The organism is Leptothrix toolikensis (SeqCode) (genome assembly GCF_057922285.1).
In genome coordinates, this window is the sequence record NZ_JBYSVC010000009.1 from 23,296 (window position 1) to 45,217 (window position 21,922).

A 21,922-nucleotide genomic window follows, 5' to 3' on the forward strand; every position below is an offset into this window, starting at 1 on the left:
GACATCACCCCGCTGATTTTTCAGGGCACCTGACGGCGTGGATCAGAACGGGATGTCGTCATCCATGCCGCCAAAGCTCGACGCCGAGGAGGGCGCAGGGCTCGGGTTGCTGCGTGCCGGTGCTGGGGCTGCCGAACGTTGCGGTGCTTGGCGCGGTGTTGCACGGGGTGCAGATTCGCCGCCACCGCCACCACCCATGTCGTCCCCACCCCCCATGCCTTCACGTCCGCCCAGCAGTTGCATCTGCTCGGCGACGATTTCGGTGGTGTAGTTGTCTTTGCCGTCTTTGTCTTGCCACTTGCGGGTCTTCAGGCGGCCTTCGATGTAGACCGGACGGCCCTTGCGCAGATATTCACCCGCGATTTCGGCCAAGCGGTCGAAGAACACCACGCGGTGCCACTCGGTTTCTTCGGCGCGTTCGCCCGAGGTCTTGTCTTTCCAGTTCCGGGTGGTGGCAATCGAGACGTTGCACACGGCCGAGCCGCTGGGTTGGTAGCGGACTTCGGGGTCTCGGCCGAGGTTGCCGATGAGAGTTACTTTATTGACGGAGGCCATGAAGCCACTCCTGAATGCGCTGCTGAATGACCGGCGATTGTGCCCCAGCTTGGGTTCAACGAATGCACCCCGTGATGCACCCCGTTACTATCCCCGCCCATGCCTGCCTCGTTTGAAGATTTGCTCGAAAACCCCGCCCCCGCTGCCCGTCGTGTCTTGCACGAGGTCTTCGGCTATCCCGCCTTCCGGGGCCAGCAAGAAGCCATCGTCGCTCACGTGGCTCAAGGGGGCGATGCGCTGGTGTTGATGCCCACGGGCGGTGGCAAAAGCCTGTGCTACCAAGTGCCGGCCATCCTGCGCCACCAAGCGGGGATGGGCGTGACGGTGGTGGTGAGCCCTTTGATCGCCCTGATGCATGACCAAGTGGGCGCGCTCGATGAAGCGGGCGTGGCTTCGGCCTTTCTCAACTCGTCCTTGAACGCCGCCCAGACCCAAGCGGTGGAGCGCGATTTGCTCGCCGGGCGCTTGACCTTGCTGTACGCCGCGCCCGAGCGCGTCATCTCGCCACGTTTTTTGGGCATCTTGACCTCGTTGGCTGAGCGCGGCTTGTTGGCGCTGTTTGCCATCGACGAGGCGCATTGCGTCAGCCAGTGGGGTCATGACTTCCGCGCGGACTACCTGCAACTCTCGGTGCTGCACGAGCAGTTCCCGCAGGTGCCGCGTCTGGCCCTGACCGCCACCGCCGATGCCCAGACCCAAGCCGATATCTTGGAGCGCTTGCAATTGAACGAAGCACGCCGTTTTGTGGCCAGCTTTGATCGACCCAACATCCACTACAACATCGTTGAGCGCGATAGCGCTCGCACACAGTTGCTGCGCTTTATTCGCAGTGAACACGCCGATGCGGCCGGCATCATCTACGCCGGCTCCAGGCGCAAGGTGGAAGAAACAGCCGCTTGGCTGTGCGAGCAGGGCCTGAACGCCTTGCCGTACCACGCGGGCATGGACGCCGAGCAGCGCCGCCGCAACCAAGACCGCTTCTTGCGCGAAGACGGCTTGATCATGGTGGCCACCATCGCCTTTGGCATGGGCATCGACAAGCCCGATGTGCGCTTTGTGGCCCATTTGGAACTGCCCAAAAACATCGAAGGCTATTACCAAGAAACCGGCCGAGCGGGCCGCGACGGTGCCCCAGCCCAGGCTTGGATGAACTACGGCCTGGCCGATGTGGTGCATCAGCGCCGTTTGATCGACGACAGCCCAGCCGATGAGATGTTCAAGCGCGCCCAGCGGCGCAAGCTTGACGCTTTGCTGGCGCTGGTTGAGGCGCATGACTGCCGGCGCGTGCGTTTGCTGAGTTATTTCGACGAAGCCAGCGAGCCCTGCGGCAACTGCGATAACTGCCTGCATCCGCCCCAGACGTGGGACGGCACCGAGGCGGCGCGCAAGGCCTTGTCGTGCATCTATCGTTTCACCCAGCACGGCGTGGCGCAGCACAGTGCGCGCAGTTTTGGCGTGGCGCATTTGATTGATGTCTTGCGCGGCAAGCTCACCGACAAAGTCAGCCAGATGGGCCATGAGTGCTTGTCCACTTTCGGCATCGGCACCGATTTGTCCGAGATCCAATGGCGCGCCGTGATGCGGCAACTCGTGGCCATGGGCTATCTCGATACCGAAGGCGAGTTCAACACCTTGGCGCTGAACGAGCGCGCGCGTGAGGTCTTGCGCGGCGAAGTCAGCCTGCGCATGAAAACCCCGGCCTTGCCCAAAGAGGTGGCCGGTCGCAAGGCCCAAGAGCGCCGGGGCTGGCGCACCGGGGCGGCGGCTGAAGCGGCCAAGGTGCTGGAAGACCTCGATCCCACCGCCCAAGCCCGCTTTGAAGCCCTCAAAACATGGCGTGCCGGGGTGGCCCGCGACCACAACCTGCCGGCCTACCTCGTCTTCCAGAACATCACCTTGGCCGAAATGGCCCAGCGCTGGCCGCACAACCTCGACGACTTGGCCTGCGTGCCCGGCGTTGGCTCCAAAAAACTCACCGCCTATGGCGCGCAGATTCTGGATGTGCTGCACGCTGCATGAGCCCGCTGCGAGCGACATCATGGATGTCTCAGTCGTTGCGCGTTTTCAACATGCTGACCTTGAACAGCGACAGGATCGAGGTCTGGCGTGAGCCGGGGACAAGGCGGAAAGATTCGCCGGCGCTCAGGCGGCCTGGGGTGACGACTGAAAGGTAAACACCACAAAACCCGGTCTGGGCCATCTTCTTCGCCGCCAGTTTGTCGCCCATCACGGCGTTGAATTTGAAGCAAGGCTGGCGCGGCTGGGTGACACGCAACACACAGTCGCTGAAGTGCCATTCGTCACCGACGAAAAGATCCGTCTCCAACAAACCCGCCAGCGTCAGGTTTTCGCCCATGCTGCCAAAAGGCAAATCAAGGGATAACCCAAGTGCATGGCGTTGTTGTTGCCGTTGTTGTCGCCAATAAGCGTAGTGCTCTGAAGGGTAGGCGTAGACGGCTTTCGCCAGCCCGCCATGCACCGACAAATCCGCCTGTTCATCACCTTCCAACCCCAATCGCTGCACCTTGACCGGCCCCGTCACCGCCGTCTTGCCAATCGCCGACAACACGCTTGATTCGCCCACGGGGTCACCCACGGGTAGTGACTTGGCGGTGCCGATTTGGAGGCTCAGGAGTTTCATGCTGTTTGGTCGAGTGCGCGGCTGGCACCGTAGAGGGCGGGGGAGGTTTCGGCTTGGATGAGCCAGATGGGCAGGGCGCAGAGGTAGTCGGTGAAGCGGCCCTTGGCGATGAAGCGCTGGTGGAAGGGCGAGCGTTCGATGAAGTCACCCCAGCGGGGGATGATGCCGCCGCCGATGTAGACGCCGGCGCGGGCACCGAGGGTCAGGGCGAGGTTGCCGGCCACGCAGCCCAGGAAGGCGCAGAAGTGGTGCAGGGTGGCGACGGCATCAGCATCGGTGCTGTTCAGGCCCAAGCGGCTGATATCGGCCGGCCCTAGATCAAGCACCGCATGGCCTTTGACTTCGGCCACAGCGCGGTACAAGTGGGCCAAGCCGTTGCCGCACAAAACGCGCTCGGCCGAGACGTGTTCAAAGCGGCGGCGCAGGTTGTCGAGCAAGGCGGCTTCGAAGGCATCGGTGGCGGCCAAAGTGACGTGACCGCCTTCACCCGAGATCGGTGCCCAACGCCCGCCCGGTAAGGGCAACAGGCCGGAAACACCCAAGCCGGTGCCCGCGCCGAGCAAGGCCACGGGACCGGAGCAGATGTGCTCGGGCGTGAGCGCGGTACACGGCCCGGCGATTTGGCGCAGTTGGGGTTTGCGCAGCGAAGGTAGCGCCAAAGCCAAGGCGGTGAAATCGTTGATCACGGCCAGCTTGGTCAACCCCAGTGCTGCTTGCAGCGCCTGGATGCTGAACGCCCACGGGCTGTTGGTCATGCGGATCAAGTCGCCTTGCACCGGGGTGGCGATACCCATGGCCATGGCTTTGGGTTGAGGCAGATGCTCGGCCAGCAAATAGGACCGAACGGCCTCAGCCACCCCCGCATGGTCGGCGTTGATGAGGTTGCGGATATGGGTGATGTCGTCACCGGGGGCGGCTTGCCAGCCGAAACGGGCGTTGGTGCCGCCGATGTCGGCCACTACACGGGGGAATGAATGTGTCGTCATGCCGTGATCATCGCAGGCCCAAGCCTGTTTATCGTGTTCAGGGCCCGACGCGCTGGCCTGTGGTTGTGTCAAAGAGATGCACGACCTCGGGCGACCAGCCGAGGCGCACCCGCTCACCCACGCGGTGATGTACTTGGCCGGGGATGCGCGCCACCAGCACGCCCACAGCGGTATCGACGCTGACGTAGGTTTCTGGGCCGGTGGGCTCGACCAAGGTGATCTCGCCGGCCAAACCCGAGCTGGACTCTGGGCCGGGCTCGGGGTTGACCACCACATCTTCCGGCCGCAGACCGTAACTCAGCGCTTGGCCGACCCGCACGACGCGCTGGGCACCATCTTGCAGGGCCACGGGTGTGCCGTGGACCAACACATGCATCAACGCCCGTTCAAGGCCCACGCTGCCGTCGATCAGGTTCATGGCGGGTGAGCCGATGAACTCGGCCACAAAGCGCGTGGCTGGGCGGCGGTAGATGTCGTCCGGGCGACCGAACTGTTGCACCACGCCGTCCTTCATCACGGCGATCCGGTCGCCCAAGGTCATGGCTTCAACTTGGTCGTGGGTGACGTAAACGGTGGTGGTGTGGGTGCGCTGATGCAGGCGTTTGATCTCGGCGCGCATCTCAACGCGCAGTTTGGCGTCGAGGTTGGAGAGCGGCTCATCAAACAAAAAGAGCTGCGGGTCGCGGGCCAAGGCGCGGCCCATGGCCACGCGCTGGCGCTGCCCGCCTGAGAGCGCGCCCGGTTTGCGGCTCAGCAGGTGTTCGATCTGGAGCATCTTGGCCACGCGCAGCACGGCCGCTTCGCGCTCGGCCTTGGGCACTTTGCGCATCTCTAGGCCGAAGGCGATGTTTTGCGCCACGTTCATGTTGGGATAGAGCGCGTAGCTCTGAAACACCATGGCGATGTCGCGGTCCTTGGGCAGGGCGTGGGTGACGTCACGCTCGCCGATGTGGATCGTGCCCTCGGTGGGCGCATCGAGCCCGGCGATCATCGACAGCAGGGTCGATTTGCCGCAGCCCGAGGGGCCGACAAGAATCAAGAATTCGCCGCGCTCAATCTCCAGATTGATGCCTTTGAGGATGTGGGTGTCGCCGTAGCTCTTGCGAACGTTGCGGATGGAAAGTGCGCCCATGGTGCTTGTTCCTTGTCAGCCTTTGACCGCGCCGGCGGTGAGGCCGCGCACGAAATATTTGCCCGCCAGCACGTAGATGACCAAGGTCGGCAGGGCTGCGATCAGCGCAGCTGCCATGTCCACGTTGTATTCCTTGACGCTGCTGCTGGTGTTGGCCAAGTTGTTCAGGCCGACGGTGATCGGCTTGGCATCTGAGCCTGAAAACACCACGCCGAACAAGAAGTCGTTCCAGATGGCGGTGAACTGCCAGATCAGCGTCACGACCAGAATCGGGGTCGAAAGTGGCAGCAAGATGCGCCAGAAGATCCGAAACAGCCCTGCGCCGTCAAGCATCGCCGCTTTGATCAGCTCGGGCGGAATGCCCAGGTAGTAGTTGCGGAAAAACAGTGTGGTCGAGGCCAAACCGACCAGCACATGCACGCACACCAAGCCCCAAAGCGAATCCGACAAGCCCAGCCAGCCCAGCACTTGCGACATCGGCAGCAGCACGACTTGCAGCGGCATGAAGACACCAAAAAGCATCAGCGAGAACATCAGCTCACTGCCGCGAAAGCGCCATTGGGTCAGGATGTAGCCGTTCAGCGCCCCGAGCGCGGTCGAGATCAGCACGGCGGGCGTGACCATGAAGACCGAGTTCCAGAAGTAAGGCTTCAGGCCGCCGCAGTCGGTGCCGGTGCAAGCACTTGACCAAGCTCGGCTCCAAGCTTCGGTGCTGAGGTGCGTGGGCAAGGCCAAAAGACTGCCGGTGCGGATGTCGTCCATGTCCTTGAACGAGGTGATCAGCATCACCACCATCGGCAGCAAAAAAACGGCGGCAAAGCCCAGCAAAACGGACATCAACAAAACGCGCTGCAAGATTTTCATGATGAACCTCAACTGTTCTCAAGTTCTCATGAGCGCTTGCGCAGCTCGCTGTAGAGATAAGGCACAACGATGGCCGCCACCGTCGCCAGCATCACCGTGGCCGAGGCCGCGCCCAAACCGATCTGACCGCGTGTGAAGGCCATGGCGTACATGAAGGTTGCCGGCATGTCGGTGGCAAAACCGGGGCCGCCCGAGGTCAGCGCCATGACCAAGTCGAAGCTCTTGATGGCGATGTGCGCCAGCACCATCAGCGTGCTGAAAAACACCGGCCGCAGGCTCGGGATGAGGATGCGCCAGTAGATGCGCGGCAACGAAGCGCCATCGACTTGCGCGGCTTTCAGGATCGAGTCGTCGATCCCGCGCAAGCCCGCCAAAAACAGCGCCATCACAAAGCCCGCGCTTTGCCACACCCCGGCGATCACCACGGTGTAGATCGCACGGTCCGGGTCCACGATCCAGTCGAAGCGAAAGCTCTCAAAGCCCCAGGACTGCACCAGATGCTCGATGCCAAGCCCGGGGTTCAAGATCCACTTCCACGCCGTGCCGGTGACGATGAAGGACAGCGCCATCGGGTAGAGGTAGATGGTGCGCAGCGCCCCTTCAGCGCGAACTTTCTGGTCCAGCAACACCGCCAGCAGCAGCCCGACCGCCATGGCCAGACCGATGAAGAGCGAAGAGAAGACCAGCAAGTTGCGCAGGGCCACCCACCAGCGCTCGCTTTCGAACAAGGCCACGTAATGCTCAAAGCCGACGAAGGTGTAATTGGGCAGCAGCCGTGAGGCCGAGACCGACAACACCCCGTTCCAAGCGATCAAGCCGTAGATGAACAGGAACGAGAGCAGGAACCCTGGGGCCAAGACCAGCTTGGGCAACCAGTGATCAAAGCGGCGGGTGGCCATGATGACTCAATTCTCAGAAGGGGTCGGTGGGTCTCAGTGGATCTTGGCCGCGCTGGCGATCTTGTCCATCGCGTCAGCAGCGGTCATCTTGTCGCTGTTCCAGAACTGGCTCACCACGTCCTGAATCGCACCTTGGGCGGCCGACGCAATCGCCATGCCATGCGCCACGGAGGGCACCAAGCCGCCGCTCTTGGCGGTCGCCACAAAGTCGGTACTGCTCAGGCGGGCGCAGTCGTCGAACTTGTCGAGTTTCATGCCCAGACGCACCGGAATAGAGCCCTTGTTGAGGTTGAAGACTTCTTGGAATTCGGGCGACATGATGGCGGCAGCCAAGTCACGCTGGGCTTGGATCTTCTCGGCACCTTTGACTTGGAACATGGCCAGCGAATCGACGTTGAAAGTGAAGGCCTTGGCGGTGCCCGGTGCGGCCGAACAACTGAAGTCCTTGCCCGGTACCTTGCCCGCAGCGATGAACTCGCCCTTGGCCCAGTCGCCCATCAACTGCATGCCCGCTTCACCCTTGATCACCATCGCGGTGGCCAGGTTCCAGTCGCGGCCCGGGGCGTTCTTGTCGGTGTAGCTCTTGACGCGTTTGAAGGTGGTGAGCACCTTCTCCATCGTGGGGCTCTTGAGCGCGGCGGGATCCAGCTGCACAAGGGCCTTTTTGTAGAAATCGGCTCCGCCCACGCCCAGCGCCACGCTCTCAAAAGTGGTGAAGTCTTGCCAGTTCTGGCCACCGTGGGCCACGGGGATGATGCCGGCTTTCTTCAAAGCTTCAGCGGCGACAAAGAACTCATCCCAAGTGGTCGGGGTGGTCTTGATGCCGGCTTTTTTAAGCGCTGCCGGATTGGCCCACAGCCAGTTGACGCGATGCACGTTGATCGGCGCGGCGATGTAGTGGCCTTGATATTTCATGATGTCGGCGATCACGGGCGGCAGCAGGCTATCCCACTTCTCGGCCTTGGCCACATCGTCGATGTTGCTCAGCACGCCTTCCTTGGCCCACTCCTGCAAGGACGGCCCCTTGATCTGTGCGGCCGCTGGGGCGTTGCCCGAGACCACGCGCGATTTCAGCACCGTCATGGCTGAATCGCCGCCACCACCGGCCACCGCAAAGTCTTTCCATGTGTGGCCCTTGGCCTGCAAGGTGCTCTTCAAGGCCGAAGCCGCCTTGGCCTCGCCGCTCGACGTCCACCAGTGCAGCACTTCGACTTCACCGGCGTGGGCCGCACCGCCCGTCAACGCCACCAGCACGGCCGAAGCCAGCGCCACGGGGAGCATGTGCAATGTTTTCATGATCAATCCTTGGTCAACTTGGTCAAATTTGGAAAATCGCAGCACCACGTCAGAACCACATTTCAGCTTGCAGGCCGACACTGGTGCCGCTGGTCTTGGTGGAGAGTGCCGGGACACCCGTCAACCCATTGGCCCCAGCCGCCAAGTTGGCTGCATCGTTCCAAGTCGCGTGGGTCACGTAAAAGCGCAGTTCAGGCCGGTTCCAAAAGCCCGGGCCAACGGCCAAGGTTGGGGCCACAGTGATCTTGGTGAGTTGTTGCGCGTCGCTGCCGTCAGGCTTTTTCTGCGATACGCCCACTTCACCCAGCAGCTTGAAATTGCGTGTGAAGGCGTAGGACATCCGGCCCCCCACCGAGCTCGACGCCGTTTTGACACCCGCTGCATCGTCGTTTTGCACCATGGCCAAGGCTTGACCGCCAAAAGCGCCCACTTGCCAAGTCATGCTTTCCACCAAGCGGGTGCTCTTGACGTTGCTGTCGTTGCCGAGGCCGCCAAAGTTGCCGTCCAACCCGGCCGAGCCCTGCGCGGTTTGCAGCCACAAGGTGTTGCCGCCGCCCAGACCCAAGAACTTGTCTTGGTTGTGTTGAATCGTCAGGCCCACGCCCGAGGTGCCGCCGGTGTAGTTACCTTGGGTCGAGGTCAAGAGCACGCGCAGCTTGCCGTCCTTGTTGACGCTGATGTCCGAGAGATCGACGTTGTAGCGGTTGCCCGATTGGGTCGCGTCCACGTCCTTCTTGAAATACGCCACCCCCAGCTTGCCGAAGCTGAGTGGGATGTCGGCCCCGCCGCCCACGCCGCTGAGGTTGGTGAAGAAGGTATCGACGATGTGGACGTCAGCACGGCCATAGAAGCGCTTGCCGATCCAGAACGCGGTGTTCGGGGCGATGTCGTAGCCCTTGCCCTCGACAAACATCTGGTTGATGCCGACGGTGGCTGCGCCAGTGTCGGTTTGCGGGTTGTACAGGTTGGTCATCAAGGTGGCCTTGTAGTCCACGCCTTCTGACTTCAGCCCTTGCGAGAGGGCGAATTCACCGTAGATGTCGCACTCGTTACCCAGACGGTACTTCAGGCCCGCGCCGCTCAAGCCGTAGCAAGCGCGTGAAGCATCTTTGTCGGCCATGGCCGGCCCGGCGCGGAAGTAACCGCCCCAATCCACCGCTTGGGCCGAACCGGCCAAGGAACCAAACGCAAGAAGGATGGCTGCTGGCAGCAAACGGCGAGCAGTGCGGGGCTGTGTCATGGGAATCTCCTGTTCGATGGATGGTGCCGATTGGGTCGGCTGAACGATAGATTAAAGATTTATGAAAGTTTAACGATAGGTGAATTCCCGTATACAACACCCCCAGGGTTTACCTTGATTCCTGAGCCTCAAGCGTGAAAAAACCACAGGCCTCAACACCCACTTACCCCTGATTCAAGGGGCTTTGCGTAGGCTTTGTATTTATAAAGATCAATGTAGTAACGCAAGGATAATGAATGAAGCATGAAGATATAAGCCATTGGCGGCATGCTTATGCCGTGTTGGGTTTGAGCCTATGGATGGGCGCCATGGGCAGTGCGGTGGCTGGGACTTTGGCTCCGCCGTCCGCGACGCCGATACCCCCAGCAGCCAAGGCCCCATGATCGGCTTGCGTGTGGCCAAGGTGCTGCCGTGATAATCCGCCCCCATGCCCACCGCGCCCCACACTGCCCACGGACTTCATTTGATGGCTGAGCTGCATGGCTGCGGCTGTGCGGTGGTGGGGTTGTGTGATGCGCTGTGGTTGCGTGAGCTATGTTTGGCGGCGGTGCGTGGTGCGGGGTTGAACGTGGTGGGCGAGCTGTTTCACAGCTTTGCGCCTGAGCATCCCGAAACCCCCGCTGGGGTGACGGGGGTGCTTTTGCTGGCCGAGTCGCATCTGGCTTTGCATACTTGGCCAGAGCTTGGCCTTGTCACTTTAGATATCTACGTTTGCAACCGCAGCCATGACGCGGGCCCGGCAGCGCGGCAGGTGATGGCGGGCTTGATTCAGCGGTTCGCGCCCGAGCGGGTGGATGAGCGCGCTGTGGTGCGCAGTGCTGTGCCTATATCCATCCCCTGCCGCATCCCCGCTGCAAACGCTTCTTCAAACACCGAGTAACCCGCCAAGTCGGCGTGCGCCAAGTGGATGCGCCCCGGCAAGTGCGGCAGGGCTTGATGGGCCGCAGCGCTGCGGGTGCCGGGCAGGGGGATGCGCATGGCGTGGCCGTAGCGCATCAGGTCGATGCGTTGCAGTTTGGCCGGCAAGTCAGGGTGCAAGCCGCTCAAGTCACGGATCACCCGCTGCGCCCAGAAGGACCAGTCGGTATGGAGCAAGGCGGCGCGCTCGGCTTGGCTCAAGGCAACGTAGCTGGTGAGCACGGTCGGTCCCGGCGTGGGGTTGAGGCGCTGATGGCCCGCATCGACGTAGCCCAGCGAGGTTGAGCCCCCCGCCCCACCATACGCGACGTTGTCCCACGCGGGTGGCGCGCCGACGCGTTGCAGCAGCGGGTGATGGATGTGCATATTGGCCACCAGCCACGGGGCGTAGCGTGCTTGGGCTGCCGTTTGCTGAAGGGCGCTGGGTGCGTTTTGCCAGAGCCGTGCGGCGATAAAAAGCGGCACAGCCAGCACCACTTGCTCGGCCTGCCAGGCTTCCATGCGCCCAGCGCGCTCGTCCCAAGCGAGCAGCTCCACACCGTGACGGCCTTCGTGTACCGACAGCACCGTGCGCGCGCTGTGCAAACGCTCACCCAGCGGCTGGGCCATGCGGCGGGTGAGCCAAGCGTTGCCTTCGGGCCAGGTGAACACGGGTTCATGCGCCCGGTCCTCATCCCCGGGAGCATGAAAGCCGTGCCGGCTGGCAAAGTAATGCAACCCCGCCCAAGCCGAGACGGTGTCAATGCCTGCGCCGTAGTCGTCGCGGCAGCAGTAATCCAGATACCAGCGCAGGCGCTCGTCGTCCAACCCGGCGCTGTCCAACCAAGCTTGGAAAGTCTGCGCCTCCAGCGCGGCATGACCCGCCGTCCAAGGCATGCCAAGGCTGGGCACCGCAAAGCCCCATGTGCGCTGGGCTTGACTCACCAACGCACTGAAACGGCGATAAGCCGCTTGCGTGCTTGAACCTTGCGAACCATGTTTGGAGTCCGACTCGACCGGCGGCAACAAGCCTTCGTGCCAAGCGCCTTCAAAGTAAAGCCGCTCTTGCGGGCTGTGGCAAAGATGGCGCTCTTCAAACGTCCAACGTCCCAGCTCGAAACGTGCCAAGCCCTGTTCTTGCAACAAGGCCAAGATGTCCGCCTGCATCTTGGGCACCGGCAGGTAATGCGCCCCCAGCGGACAAGCGATCCCGCCCATGCTGTGCCCACGGGCGTTGCCGCCCGCGCTGTCTTCCAGCTCCAGCAGGGCCAAGTCGTCGATGCCCGCTGCGCGCAAGGCCCGCGCCGCCGCCAAGCCCGCCACGCCGCCGCCGACGATCAGCACCCGGGTGCGGTGCTGCACAGAGGCGGCGGGCAGGGTCCCGGTGCGGCCCTTGAGCTGATCACGCAGCCGATGCCCACGCTGCACCGCTGCCCCCACCCAGCCGCCTTGAAGCTCGCTTAGCGTGTCGATCACGGCCGGTTGACAGCCACTCAACCCGATACCCGCCATCCCCGCCATACCGGCCATGTTGGCCAAATGAATGAGCGCGGTCCGTCGCGGTACAGAACGAAAGCGCATTCCAGAATCCTGTTTGCTTGCGGTCGAGGTCGATCAAGGTGCGCAGTGTGCATGCACCTCACTACTCACTACACTCGCTGCTCTTTCCCATGCGGCTTCGTCGGCCTCACCCCATGCCCTTGCCTGATCTTCATCCCGCCTACACCACCCTTGAAAAACGCCATCTGCGTTGGTACCGGCTGGAGCATCTGGGGGCCATCGCTTCTTGGGATCGGGCCGTGGGCATGCCCGAGGGGGCTTCTGAAGCCCGGGCCAACGCTTTGGCAGAGCTCGATGTGCTGCTGCACGCCGAGCGCACTGCGCCCGAGGTGCTGGCCCTGCTGGATCGTGTCGGGCGCATTGAGCGCACCCACCTCGATGAGGTTCAGCGCGCCAACTTGCGCGAGATGCAGCGCGATGCACGCCATCTGCAAGCCTTGCCAGAAGATTTGGTGGCGCGGCGCACCCAAGCCACCGTGCGCTGTGAGCAGGCTTGGCGGCGCTTGCGTCCGGCCAACGACTGGGCCGGTTTTGTGCCGCTGTGGCGCGAGGTGGTCGCGCTGGCCCGCGAGGAAGCTCAGCACTTGGCCCAAGCCAGCGGTCTGTCGCCCTATGACGCGCTGCTGGATCGCTTTGAGCCCGGCATGCGCGCCGAGCGGGTTGAGGCGCTGTTTGCCGATCTCAGAACGTGGTTGCCCGCGCTGATTCTCCGGGTGATGGCGCACCAAGCCAGCGCTGGGCCGCTGCCGCCCCGGCCGCATATGGCTCTTGGGGCACAGCGCCTGATGCATCGGGCGGTGATGGCGTGGTTGGGTTTTGAGGGCGAGCGCGGGCGGCTCGACGAAAGCACCCATCCGTTCACCGGCGGCGTGCCCGAGGACGTGCGGCTCACCACCCGGTTGGACGAAGACCGGGTGCTGGAAGGCCTGCTGGCCACCATCCACGAAACCGGCCACGCCTGTTATGAACAGCACCTGCCGCGCGCTTGGCTGGGCCAGCCGGTGGGCCGGGCGCGCTCAATGGCGATCCACGAGAGCCAGAGCTTGGCCTTTGAGATGCAGCTGGCGCGCCATCCCGGGGTGATGACACACCTGAGCCAACTGCTGCGCCAGCACGGCGGTGATCAACCGGCGTTCGAGCCCGCCGCCTTGGCGCGCAGCCTGCTGCATGTGCAGCCGGGGTTGATCCGCGTCGATGCCGATGAGTTGAGCTATCCCCTGCACATCGCCCTGCGCTTTGACCTCGAACGCGCCTTGATCAGCGGCGAGATCGACGTCGAGGATGTGCCCGCTTTTTGGGACGCGCGCATGGCCGCTGATCTGGGCTTGGATACCCGGGGCAACTTCCGCGACGGCCCGATGCAAGACGTCCACTGGCCCGAAGGCCTGTTTGGTTATTTCCCCTGCTACACCTTGGGGGCCATGTATGCCGCCCAGTGGCTGGCGACCTTGCGCCGCCAGCAACCCGACCTCGACACCCAGCTCCAAGCCGGCCATGTTCGCCCCTTGCGGGACTGGCTTGCGCAGCACATCTGGACCCAAGCCTCGCGCTGGGAAACCGACGAACTCAGCCGCCGCGCCAGCACCGAAGCCCTGAACCCGCTGCACTTTCGGCGGCATCTGGAAGGGCGCTATGCCCCTTAGGCCGCCACGAACTGCAACATCATCCCGGCGTCTTCGTGCTCCAAGATGTGGCAGTGCAGCATGAAGGGCATGGCGCTGGCGGTGGCCGGTGCTTGCACCACCACGTCCACACTGCCGTTGCCATCGACCACAAAGGTGTCGCGCTGACCTTGTTCCTGCGCCGCCACCGGGGTGCCGTTGCGGCTTAAGAGGCTCATGCGCACGCCGTGAACGTGGATCGGGTGGCCCATGCCGGTGGTGTTGGTGAAGGTCCAGATCTCAGTGTTCCCGGCGGTCAGGCTGAAGTCGGTGCGGGCGATGTTGAAGGGTGAGCCGTTGATCGTGAAGCTCATGCCGCTGCCCATTCCACCCCCGCCCATCCCGCCATCCAAACTGAAAGCACGCCGGATGGCCCCGGCTGGGGCGCTGAGGGTCGGCGTGGCGGGCAGCGTGGCGGGCAGGGCAGTGATCGCCCCGGCTTGGGCGGGTTGGCTGACGCTGAGAAACAGCGCGCTGACCTCAACGCTGCCGCTGTCCATCATGCCGCTGGAGCGGGCGTTGAGGCTCAAGCTCTGACCCAAGCTCAGGCCGGAGAGATCGACCAGCACTTCGGCGCGTTCGCCCGGGGCCAGCATCAGGCTGCTGCGGGTCACCGGGCTGGCGAGCAGGCCACCTTCGTTGGCGATCTGGTGCAAGAGGGCACTGTTGCTCAGGCGCAGGCTGAGAAAGCGGGCGTTGCACGCGTTGAGCAGTCGCAACCGCACCCATTGCTGCGGCGCTTGCCAGACCGGGTTGTGGCAGCCGTTCACCAACAGGTGATCGCCCTGATAGCCCCGGCCCTTGTCAGCTTGCGTCAGGGCGTAGTCGATCGAGCCATCGGCGTTGAAGCGCCGGTCCTGGAAGACCAGTGCCACGTCATCCACGCCCCAAACGTGCGGCAGCAGGGCTTGGGCGCTGGCGCTGTCTTCGATGATCAGCAGCCCGCCCAGCCCTTGGGCCACCTGCCGGCCGGTGGCCCCGTGGGTGTGCGGGTGATACCAGCAGGTGGAGGGCGCGTTGCTGACGGTGAAGGCCGCCGTCCAACTGCTGCCCGCAAGGATCTCTTGGTGCGGCCCGCCGTCCATCTCAGCGGGCAGAAGCAGACCGTGCCAATGCGCGGTGGTGGTCTCAGCCAAGGTGTTCTGCACGGTCAGCGCGGTGGCTTCCCCTTGGCGCAGCAACAGCGCCGGGCCGAGCAGCGCGCCGTTGTAGCCCCACGTGGATGTGTTGACGCCGCTCACCAGCTGCGACGTGCCCGCTTGGGCGCTGAGGCTGTGACGCCGCGTCCCCGTGCCATCGACCGTGCCGGTCGCCAGCGGCACGATCGGCAGTGGCCGCGCGCTGGCCAGATTCGGGTTGATCAGCGGGGTTGGGTTCATGTTGCCCATGCCGCCCATACCCTGACCCCCGCAGGCACTGAGCCATGGCAAAAGCGGGGTCAAGGCTAGACCGGCGACACCGCGCAGCAGGCTGCGACGGGTCGTGTGCATCGGTACATTGTTGAGAGGGGTTTTCATACATCAATGGTGCGCGGTGGCACTGGCTGATTTTTCTGAGGCCTGAACGTCAGGGGTGGATGCTGGTGGATTGGCTGGTTCGGCCGCGTGGTCAGCGTGATTCATCATGCCCATCGGTCCCATGTGAGTATGTTTATTAGAGAAAGTCCAGATCAGCATGCCGGCCATCACGATAAGCATGATGGTGGTGATTTCGCCGCGTTGTTTTGATTTCATGATGATGAAGATGGTATGTTGTTAAAAAGATGTGCTAATACTTATGCCAGAACCCCAGTCTGGACTGCCATCTGACAGGCCTTTGACAAGATATCCCTGCACGGTATGAGTAGCTGTTATTTTGTAGGTGATATAAGCTAAAACATCTTTGAGTAAGGCATTGCCGTCAATAACGGGTTGTTGTAGTTCATAAATACCGCCCCATTGGATGGTGTTGCTGGCGGTATGCCCCCATCCGATAGAGCCATACCATGGATTTTTGAAATCAAGGCCATCAGGATCGCCCATCTTACGATACCCAACGCTGCTAAAAAGCATATGGCTACCGCTTTGTTTGAGAAGATCCAACTGGGCGGAGTAATCGTATTTGCCTGTGCCAAGACCTTGGGTGGCATCAGCTGTTGGCAGCTTGATTTTTCCGGTTAAATCAATCGCGAAGCCATGGGCCAAATCTTGGTGAAGGTTGTGTGTGCCTGTCACGATTATGTCACCTTGTCCAGACACTGTTTGGCGAACCAAGCTGACCGCCGAAGCTGTTTGCACAGGGGTGCCGCTGTTGATGGTGTTGTCCGGGCTCGTCATTTGAATATAAGGCAGCGTCAATTTGAGTGACCATGACGGTTTTTCATATTTGACGGTGATCGGTAGATAAATGATGTCCGTTGATTGAGTCGCTCCATAGGTGCCCGATGAGTAGTCGATGCCCGTGAATAGGGTCATGTCTTTGGCTGCAACGGGCAGGCTATGGGCCATGCACAGAGGAATGACCCACAGAAGAAATTTTTTAAATCGCATGGGGGCTGAATAAATGGGGCTCATTCCTGTGTACGTATGAGATTACATCTTTGGCATTTGGGGCATGCCTGAACCAGGAGGCATCCTTGGATGATGAGGCATGGGTGTTGAATTCATGCGTTGTGGCATATCAGGCGTTTTCATGCGATCCATCATCATGGGTTGATCCGATGGCATCGAACCACCCTTTTTAGGCATGGGCATAAGGGTATGCTTCGAATCAAATGAACGAGGTGAACTGAAGACAATGGTTTCTGCCACGATGTGATGTTTGCCATCCATATGGCCGGTGATCTGTATGCGCTGACCTTCGGCCATGGGTTGATTACCTAGTGCATTAGGCACATTCGGCATCTGGGTGCGCTTATCCACGCTCACGTCAAAGCCAGTGACTCGCAAATGGGTGGGATTCTTGGATTCAAGAATCATGCTTTCCACGATGACACGATGGCCATGCGTTGTGAACGGTGTGGCGGGACTCGGTTGTGTGCTCTGCGACTCCAGCTGTTGGCCATTCCAATGACCGCGCACCAGCATCTCGTCGGCGCTGGTCATCGGATTCGTTGAACCTTGCGTCGGCATACCGATACTGCTGCTGACCATCAGATCAGGGGCCATCTCAATACGGGTGGCGTGAATCTGCCCTTGGGTATTTCGGAAACCTGCAATTCGTACTGGTGTTTCTAACTTCAATTGATCCAAGTGACTGAATCCACCCAAGCGGGTTGAGGCATCCATCACCACGGATTGATTCATAACCGAAATTGAACCATTTTCTGTGGCCGTGTGGGTGATCGGCCCTTCCAAGACATTGATCAAATGAATTTGACGCGCAACCCACCCTTTGGGTGTTTCGACGGCATCAATGGCGGCGATTTGACCCACGGCAAGTGCATCAAAATGGGTCGAGACACCGTTTCGGCTCACAGGGGTGGTCGCATCGTAATGAACTTCTTGACCATTGAGACAGATACTGGCGAAGCCGGTGATGGTGCCAATGATGCCAACCCCACCCGCATCTGCTTTGTTGCCGGTGCCGCCAATGCCGCCGTTATCCATGATGGATAAAACGCCTGCTTCAATTTTTTTATCTGGTAGGGTAGGTGATACCAAGGGACGCTCGGTACAAACGGGTGTTTGAGCCATCACAGACCATGACGCCGTCAGTGATATAAGTACCACACCTATGGTGGCCCATGATTTCATCAGCATAGGTGTCGTGATTTTTAAATGGCGGGTCATGGCTTTTCGACATCACGTGGGGATGTCGCCTCGCTATAGAAGTAAATGCCACAGGTGAAACGGTGTTTCTGTGGATCTTGGGTATCGCATGATTCCAATTCAATCGCCTTGCGATTCAGAATCTGAAGCGTATCCATGCCAGTTTGCTGAGCTATGCGATGTAACTCATCAACGCTTTTGGCACTCAAGGCATCGTAGTAGACGCTCCGCTCTAACCAAGCTGGCTGTTGCCCAGATAGATTTTCTGCGGCAGCAGCGGCATGATCGTGAATATTTTTTGTGAAATAGAACGATTTTTCTTCAAAACCTTGGCTTGGAATAAAAGCATGGGCATTTAAGATCACTTCATCTTGGTCATTGATGGTGGCAACCCCCAAGCGTAGCCATTCATCAAGAATCACGCGCGAACGAATATCCTTGTTGGCGATAGTGACCAAGGTTTCAAAGGATGCCTCCCCCCCCACGCTGGCCAAGCGTGGTAACGGTTTTGGGCTGCCCATGGCATCCGAATAGGGTTGGCGACTCAACCAAATACCAATAATTTGAGCGCCGAGGGAGACGGTCTCTGAGATGTCTGTGGCTTCACTCACCGACATTTCTCGTAAGCGTTTTATTTCTTTCCGATGGATGCCGGTTAGTAGATTGATTCGGCTATCACTGGGGGATTCATCATGAATCTTGAAATCACGTTGAGCCACATCCACACACGTGAACTTCAGGATTTCAGCCAAGGCAGGATAGGTGACGCCATGGGATAAAGCTAAACGAATAATAGGTCGCAGTATCTGTGCAAAAGCATACTCCAGCGTTTTGGAAATGGAGGACGGTTTCATGGCGTTGCACTTGCAAAAATGAGGGGGTGAATTATCTACGAACCGTGAGCTTATTTCTGAAGTGCAACGCGGGGTTCGTGTCTCCATCCGGACCGTGGATCAGCGGCCCATCTTGCCGGGCATCACCGGCTTTTGCATGGTGGCTGCTGGTGTCATGGGGGTGACAGCAGGCCTTTGCATCATCTGCGTGGCCGGTGTTGCGGTGGTGATCGCAGGTTTTTGCATGGTGACCGTGGGCTTTTGCATCGCTGCTGCCGGGGCGGTCTGTGCAAAGGCGGTACCACAGGTGAACATGGCGATCAAGGAGAGGGCAAGGGATTGAACGTTCATGATGCGAGGTTCCGTGGGTGGTAAGGCTGCCGTGGAAGAAATTTCCACGGCAATTGGATTGTGCGTGGAAAATTTTTCCACGTCAACCGGGGTGGCGCTCAAGGTGTGTGAATTTCACGGCTGGGGCCTTCCAACCCCCGTCCCAGCCGCCATTGCTTGACCAAGGCGTAGAGGGCGGGAATCACGGCGAGGGTGAGGACGGTGGAGGAAAGCATGCCGCCGACCATCGGGGCGGCGATGCGGCTCATGACTTCTGAGCCGGTGCCGGTGCCCCAGAGGATGGGCAGCAGGCCGGCCATGATGGCCACCACGGTCATCATCTTGGGGCGCACGCGCTCCACGGCCCCTTCCATCACGGCGGCGTACAAGTCGGCCACGTCGGGGGCGCGGCCTGCGCTGTGGCAGCGCCTTTTGGCGTCTTCCCAGGCGTGATCCAGATAGATCAGCATCACCACCCCGGTTTCAGCCGCGACCCCTGCCAAGGCGATGAAGCCGACGGCCACGGCCACCGACAGGTTGTAGCCCAAGGCCCACATCAGCCAGATGCCGCCGACCAAGGCAAACGGCACGGACAGCATGACGATCAGCGTTTCGGTCAGGCGTCTGAAGTTGAGATAGAGCAGCAAAAAGATCAGCAGCAGCGTCACCGGGACCACCACTTTCATCTTCTGGATGGCGCGCTCCATCGACTCGAATTGACCGCTCCAAGTGGCGTAGTAGCCCGGCGGGAACTTGACCTGTTCGGCCACCGCCTTGCGGGCGTCGGCAACATAGCCGCCGATATCGCGCTCGCGGATGTCCACAAAAATGTAGGCCGAGAGCAGGGCGTTTTCCGTGCGGATGCCGGGGGCTCCCTTGCTGATGCTGATCGTGGCCACTTGGCCAAGCGGCACCATCGCGCCATCCGGGGTCGGCACCAGCACTTCGCGGGCGATTTGTTGCGGGTTGGTGCGCAACTCGCGCGGGTAGCGCACGTTGACGCCGAAACGTTCCCGGCCTTCGACGGTGGTGGTGACGATCTCGCCGCCCAAGGCGGTGCCGATCACGTCTTGCAGCTCGCCCACGGCCAGCCCGTAGCGCGCCAGTTGGACGCGATCCGGCTCGATGTTGAGATAAAAGCCGCCCGTGATGCGTTCCGCAAAAGCGGAGGTGGTGCCGGGCACGGTCTTGACCACGGTCTCAATCTGCCGCGCCAGCCGTTCCATTTCCTCCAGATCTTTGCCGAAGACCTTGATGCCGATGGGTGTGCGGATGCCGGTGGCGAGCATGTCGATGCGGGCCTTGATCGGCATCGTCCAGGCGTTGGAGATGCCCGGAAATTGCAGCGCCTTATCCAGCTCGGCCACCAGCTTGTCGATGGTCATGCCGGCCCGCCACGCGCTTTCGGGCTTCAAGTTGATGATCGTCTCGAACATCTCGGTCGGGGCGGGGTCGGTGGCGGTGTTGGCCCGGCCGGCCTTGCCGTAGACCGAGGCGACTTCGGGGAAGCTTTTGATGATCTTGTTCTGCGTCTGGAGCAGTTCGGCCGCCTTGGTGATCGACATCCCCGGCAGGGAAGCCGGCATGTACAACAGCGTGCCCTCGTTGAGCGTCGGCATGAACTCGGAGCCGAGCTGCGTGGCCGGCCAGATCGAGGCGGCCAAGGCGGCGATGGCGATGGCGATGGTGGTTTTTTTCCAGCACATCACGCCGGCGATGATGGGGCGGTACAGCCAGATCAGTGCGCGGTTCACCGGGTTTTGTGCCTCCGGCATGATCTTGCCCCGGATGAACAACATCATCAGCACCGGCACCAGCGTGACCGAGAGCAGCGCCGCACCGGCCATGGCGAAGGTCTTGGTGTAGGCCAGCGGTGAGAACAGCCGGCCCTCTTGGGATTCGAGCGTGAACACCGGCAAGAACGACACGGTGATGATCAGCAGCGAGAAAAACAGCGCTGGGCCGACCTCCTTGCACGCCGCCAGCATGGCTTCGAAGCGCGATTCGCCCTCCTTGAGGCGCTCAAGGTGTTTGTGGGCGTTTTCGATCATCACGATGGCCGCGTCCACCATCGCGCCGATGGCGATGGCGATGCCGCCCAAGCTCATCAGATTCGAGTTCATGCCCAGCAAGCGCATGGCGATGAAGGCGATCAACACGCCCACCGGCAGCATCAGGATGGCGACCAGCGCCGAGCGCACGTGCATCAAAAAGACCACGCAGACCAGCGCGACGATCAGGCTTTCCTCCATCAGCGTGTGCTTGAGGGTTTCGATGGCGCGCTGGATCAGCTCGGAGCGGTCGTAAACGGCGGTGATGCTGACCCCTTCGGGCAAGCCGGCGGAAACCTCGCGGATCTTGTCTTTGAGGTTCTGGATGACTTCCAGCGCGTTTTGACCGTAGCGCGCCATGGCGATGCCCGAGACCACTTCGCCTTCGCCGTTCAACTCGGTCAGGCCGCGTCGCTCGTCCGGGGCCAGCTCGACCCGGGCGATGTCGCGGATCAGCACCGGGGTGCCCTTGTCGGCTTTGACCACCAAGTTTTCGAGATCCGCCACGCCGCGCAGATAGCCCCTGCCGCGCACCATGTACTCGGTCTCGGCCATTTCGATCGCCCGTCCGCCCACGTCGCGGTTCGAGTCGCGCACCACCTGCGAGACCTTGGACAGCGGGATGCCGTAAGCGCGCAGCTTGAGCGGATCGACCGTGACTTGGTAGGTCTGGACGAAGCCGCCGATGGAGGCCACTTCGGCCACGCCGTGCGCCTTGGTCAGCTGGTAGCGCAGGTACCAGTCTTGCAAGGTGCGCAGTTCGGCCAAGGAGCGGTCCTTGGCCAGCAGGGCGTATTGATAGACCCAGCCCACGCCAGTGGCGTCGGGTCCGATCTGCGGCGTGATGCCTCGGGGCATGCGGCTGGAGGCGAAGTTGAGGTACTCCAGCACCCGCGAGCGCGCCCAGTAGATGTCGGTGCCGTCCTCAAAGATGATGTAGACGAAGGACGCGCCAAAAAACGAGAAACCGCGCACCACCTTCGATTTGGGCACCGAGAGCATCGCCGTGGTCAGCGGATAGGTGACTTGATCCTCGACCACCTGCGGGGCCTGCCCCGGATACTCGGTGTAGACGATGACTTGGACGTCCGACAGATCGGGCAGCGCGTCGAGCGGGGTTTGGACGACGGCCACGCCGCCGCCCAAGATGACAAACAGGGTCGCCAGCAGCACCAAGAAGCGGTTTCTGCCTGACCAATCAATGATGTGGGCCAGCATGTTGGGTGTC

The 21,922-nt window shown here is 61.4% G+C and carries 19 protein-coding genes; 3 read left to right on the forward strand and 16 right to left on the reverse strand.

The genetic code is table 11. The features are described from left to right. Positions 1–42: 42 nt before the first annotated feature. Positions 43–555, reverse strand: coding sequence for a single-stranded DNA-binding protein (gene ssb / locus AC3VI7_RS02725; RefSeq protein WP_489668545.1), 513 nt, complete (start codon positions 553–555; stop codon positions 43–45). A gap of 99 nt (positions 556–654) precedes the next feature. Between ssb and recQ the strand changes: the two genes are divergently transcribed. Next, positions 655–2,574 carry a DNA helicase RecQ gene (recQ, locus tag AC3VI7_RS02730; RefSeq protein ID WP_489668546.1) on the forward strand — a complete coding sequence of 640 codons (1,920 nt, stop codon included), beginning with the start codon at positions 655–657 and terminating at the stop codon, positions 2,572–2,574. Positions 2,575–2,602: 28 nt separating this feature from the next. Here recQ and AC3VI7_RS02735 read toward each other — a convergent pair whose 3' ends face one another. The 7 genes from AC3VI7_RS02735 to AC3VI7_RS02765 all read right to left on the reverse strand — a co-directional run bounded on the left by AC3VI7_RS02735 (position 2,603) and on the right by AC3VI7_RS02765 (position 9,613). Then, positions 2,603–3,196 (reverse strand): MOSC domain-containing protein, encoded by a 594-nt coding sequence (locus AC3VI7_RS02735; protein WP_489668547.1) that lies wholly within the window; start codon positions 3,194–3,196, stop codon positions 2,603–2,605. Beyond that, positions 3,193–4,182: a glucokinase gene (glk, locus tag AC3VI7_RS02740; protein ID WP_489668548.1), complete on the reverse strand. Its 990-nt coding sequence runs from the start codon at positions 4,180–4,182 to the stop codon at positions 3,193–3,195. Before glk ends, AC3VI7_RS02735 begins: the two co-directional genes overlap by 4 nt. A gap of 37 nt (positions 4,183–4,219) precedes the next feature. Continuing rightward, entirely contained in the window at positions 4,220–5,314 is a 1,095-nt protein-coding gene (locus AC3VI7_RS02745) for an ABC transporter ATP-binding protein (protein ID WP_489668549.1), read from the reverse strand. Positions 5,315–5,329: 15 nt separating this feature from the next. Next, positions 5,330–6,178, reverse strand: coding sequence for a carbohydrate ABC transporter permease (locus AC3VI7_RS02750; protein WP_489668550.1), 849 nt, complete (start codon positions 6,176–6,178; stop codon positions 5,330–5,332). Between the two features lie 26 nt (positions 6,179–6,204). Then, the gene (locus tag AC3VI7_RS02755) at positions 6,205–7,077 is read right to left on the reverse strand and encodes a carbohydrate ABC transporter permease (protein ID WP_489668551.1); all 873 of its coding nucleotides are present in this window, start codon (positions 7,075–7,077) and stop codon (positions 6,205–6,207) included. A gap of 33 nt (positions 7,078–7,110) precedes the next feature. Beyond that, complete coding sequence (locus AC3VI7_RS02760) at positions 7,111–8,358, reverse strand: ABC transporter substrate-binding protein (RefSeq protein ID WP_489668572.1); 1,248 nt, start codon at positions 8,356–8,358, stop codon at positions 7,111–7,113. Between the two features lie 64 nt (positions 8,359–8,422). Continuing rightward, positions 8,423–9,613, reverse strand: coding sequence for a maltoporin (locus AC3VI7_RS02765; RefSeq protein WP_489668552.1), 1,191 nt, complete (start codon positions 9,611–9,613; stop codon positions 8,423–8,425). Positions 9,614–10,079: 466 nt separating this feature from the next. Between AC3VI7_RS02765 and AC3VI7_RS02770 the strand changes: the two genes are divergently transcribed. Then, entirely contained in the window at positions 10,080–10,493 is a 414-nt protein-coding gene (locus AC3VI7_RS02770; protein WP_489668553.1) for an S-adenosylmethionine decarboxylase family protein, read from the forward strand. Here the strand turns inward: AC3VI7_RS02770 and AC3VI7_RS02775 are convergent. Continuing rightward, the gene (locus AC3VI7_RS02775; RefSeq protein ID WP_489668554.1) at positions 10,382–12,091 is read right to left on the reverse strand and encodes an FAD-dependent oxidoreductase; all 1,710 of its coding nucleotides are present in this window, start codon (positions 12,089–12,091) and stop codon (positions 10,382–10,384) included. The two genes, AC3VI7_RS02770 and AC3VI7_RS02775, sit on opposite strands and share 112 nt — an antisense overlap. A gap of 113 nt (positions 12,092–12,204) precedes the next feature. Here AC3VI7_RS02775 and AC3VI7_RS02780 point away from each other — a divergent pair, with 113 nt between their 5' ends. Beyond that, positions 12,205–13,713 carry a carboxypeptidase M32 gene (locus AC3VI7_RS02780; RefSeq protein ID WP_489668555.1) on the forward strand — a complete coding sequence of 503 codons (1,509 nt, stop codon included), beginning with the start codon at positions 12,205–12,207 and terminating at the stop codon, positions 13,711–13,713. On the opposite strand, the gene AC3VI7_RS02785 is transcribed toward AC3VI7_RS02780, so the two are convergent. The 7 genes from AC3VI7_RS02785 to AC3VI7_RS02815 all read right to left on the reverse strand — a co-directional run bounded on the left by AC3VI7_RS02785 (position 13,710) and on the right by AC3VI7_RS02815 (position 21,912). Further along, positions 13,710–15,221 carry a multicopper oxidase family protein gene (locus tag AC3VI7_RS02785; protein ID WP_489668556.1) on the reverse strand — a complete coding sequence of 504 codons (1,512 nt, stop codon included), beginning with the start codon at positions 15,219–15,221 and terminating at the stop codon, positions 13,710–13,712. The genes AC3VI7_RS02780 and AC3VI7_RS02785 overlap by 4 nt on opposite strands. Before the next feature lie 30 nt (positions 15,222–15,251). Continuing rightward, positions 15,252–15,464, reverse strand: a complete 213-nt coding sequence (locus AC3VI7_RS02790; protein WP_489668557.1) for a hypothetical protein — start codon at positions 15,462–15,464, stop codon at positions 15,252–15,254. Positions 15,465–15,485: 21 nt separating this feature from the next. Next, positions 15,486–16,283: a DUF3187 family protein gene (locus tag AC3VI7_RS02795; RefSeq protein ID WP_489668558.1), complete on the reverse strand. Its 798-nt coding sequence runs from the start codon at positions 16,281–16,283 to the stop codon at positions 15,486–15,488. Between the two features lie 18 nt (positions 16,284–16,301). Further along, complete coding sequence (locus AC3VI7_RS02800; protein ID WP_489668559.1) at positions 16,302–17,501, reverse strand: DUF5666 domain-containing protein; 1,200 nt, start codon at positions 17,499–17,501, stop codon at positions 16,302–16,304. Further along, positions 17,498–18,334 (reverse strand): DUF6502 family protein, encoded by an 837-nt coding sequence (locus AC3VI7_RS02805; RefSeq protein ID WP_489668560.1) that lies wholly within the window; start codon positions 18,332–18,334, stop codon positions 17,498–17,500. The genes AC3VI7_RS02800 and AC3VI7_RS02805 overlap by 4 nt, the downstream gene beginning before the upstream one ends. A 99-nt stretch (positions 18,335–18,433) precedes the next feature. Further along, entirely contained in the window at positions 18,434–18,664 is a 231-nt protein-coding gene (locus AC3VI7_RS02810) for a hypothetical protein (RefSeq protein WP_489668561.1), read from the reverse strand. A gap of 98 nt (positions 18,665–18,762) precedes the next feature. Then, on the reverse strand, positions 18,763–21,912 hold the full coding sequence (locus tag AC3VI7_RS02815; RefSeq protein WP_489668562.1) for an efflux RND transporter permease subunit: 3,150 nt from the start codon (positions 21,910–21,912) through the stop codon (positions 18,763–18,765). Positions 21,913–21,922: the final 10 nt, after the last annotated feature.